Here is a 1,768-nt window from a genome sequence, read left to right on the forward strand (position 1 = left end):
CCAGTGAGGCTTCGCCTCTGACCGCCGAGGCGGGTGGCCGGGTCTTGCTGATGACGCTCGGGCCGGTGCGGGCGCATCCTTGAGTTGATGGTGAATCATCCGAAAAGCGCGGTGGGTCAGATGGTGAATATCAGCGAGGTCCTTGACGGTCACGTGGCATTGGATATCCAGTGCCTGGACCGGATTTATCTTAACGGGTACGTCCCGAAGCTGCAGATGGGCGGGCAGGTGGTGACGTTCATGCGGGAGCATCTGGGTAATCCGATTCCGTCGCCGGCGATCCTGGAGAAAATCGGCACAGCGTTCCGCCGCTCGGTGAACACCTTCGCGCAGGACAACCATGTCCCATTGATCCGCTTCGGCAAGGGCGAGCGGAAGATCGATGTAATGCGTCGGTACGTCGATGCCCAGGCCAGGACGGGCAGGTCCGGTGTCGCAGCGATCGGGGTGGCGCAGGAATACCAGAACGTGTTCGCCACCGCCGAACGGCAGGGTTCCAACGGGATCCCGTGGTTTTCCTTCACCAAGGCCGACCGGCGGGTGACCTGTTTCTACTTCTACCTCTGGGATGCGGACTTCGGGCCGGCGTTCATCAAGGTCTGCGCGTACTTCCCGTATCCGATCAAGGTTTGGCTCAATGGCCATGAGTGGGCCAAACGCCAGGCCACGCAAGCCGGGATCGGCTTCACCGCCCTGTCCAACGGGTTCGCCACCTGTGAAGACCCCGAAGCGCTGCAGGACATCTGTGACCGGCTCGGCCCGGGCACCATCGGGGTTTTCTTCAAACGCTGGATGGCCGTTCTGCCGCTGCCGCTAACCGATCACGACCGGGACGCCGGGTACTGGTGGGAACTGTCCATGCGCCAGATCGAGATCTCCCGCACCCTGGTCTTTGACGCACCCCGGCGGGCTCGCGGCTTCTTCGAAGCGCTCGTGGTCGATAACCTCGATCTGGGAAGACCCGAGACACTCGAACTGGTTTTCGGCCGGCAGATCCGCCAGGGTCGTCTACGCCGGACTCAGGACGTGTTCAAGACCAAGGTTGTTACCCGCGACACCGAGGTCACCATCAACGCCTTCTACAAGCACTCCCGGATCAAGCAGTACCTCAAGGGCGGACGTGCACTGCGCATCGAAACCGTCGTGAACTCACCCGGTGACCTGGGCTGCCACCGCCGCCTTGAGCATCTGGATGAACTGCAGACCAAAGCCCGTGACATCAATGCCCGGCTGCTCGATACTGAACGTGTCGGGCAGGGCTGTGTCCTTGCGAGCCCAGCCTTTGAGCGGGTCGCACAGTCCACCCTCACCGAGGATGGCAGGCGGGCCCCGGCCCTGCGGTTCGGCGACCCTCGGGTCATGGCCCTGCTCGGCGCTCTCTGCGTCGCCCTGAACACCATCGGATTCACCCACCGGAGCCTGCGCGCCCAGGTGAACCACCTGCTCGGGACGGCCTACAGCACCAACCAGATGAGCTACGACCTGGCCCGGCTACGCCGTAACGGGCTCATCGAACGCCGCCCACACACCAACACCTACCAACTCACCGCGGACGGACAACGGGTCGCGATCTTCTACACCAAGGTCCACAACCGGCTACTCAAGCCGCTGCTGGCCGCCGATAAGCCGCCCGCACCACCCGAGCTGCGCCACGCCTTGAACACCATCGACCATCACATCCGCGGCTACATCGACAACGCCCGCCTGCCAAAGGCCGCCTGAAAACTCAAGACCAGTCTCAAAGTTTCAACCCCCAAGGAGCGCTAGA

At 63.0% G+C, this 1,768-nt stretch carries 1 protein-coding gene; it reads left to right on the forward strand.

Annotation, left to right across the window (positions count from 1 at the left end):
* Positions 1-120: 120 nt before the first annotated feature.
* Positions 121-1,722 (forward strand): hypothetical protein, encoded by a 1,602-nt coding sequence (locus ACX80C_RS19285; RefSeq protein WP_459328081.1) that lies wholly within the window; start codon positions 121-123, stop codon positions 1,720-1,722.
* The last annotated feature ends 46 nt before the right edge of the window (positions 1,723-1,768 follow it).

It is taken from the genome of Arthrobacter tecti, from assembly GCF_054511355.1.

Bases quoted from the DNA above. Each gene is read 5' to 3' on its own strand.
- ACX80C_RS19285 (WP_459328081.1), top strand. From the start codon at position 121: ATGGTGAATATCAGCGAGGTCCTTGACGGTCACGTGGCATTGGATATC.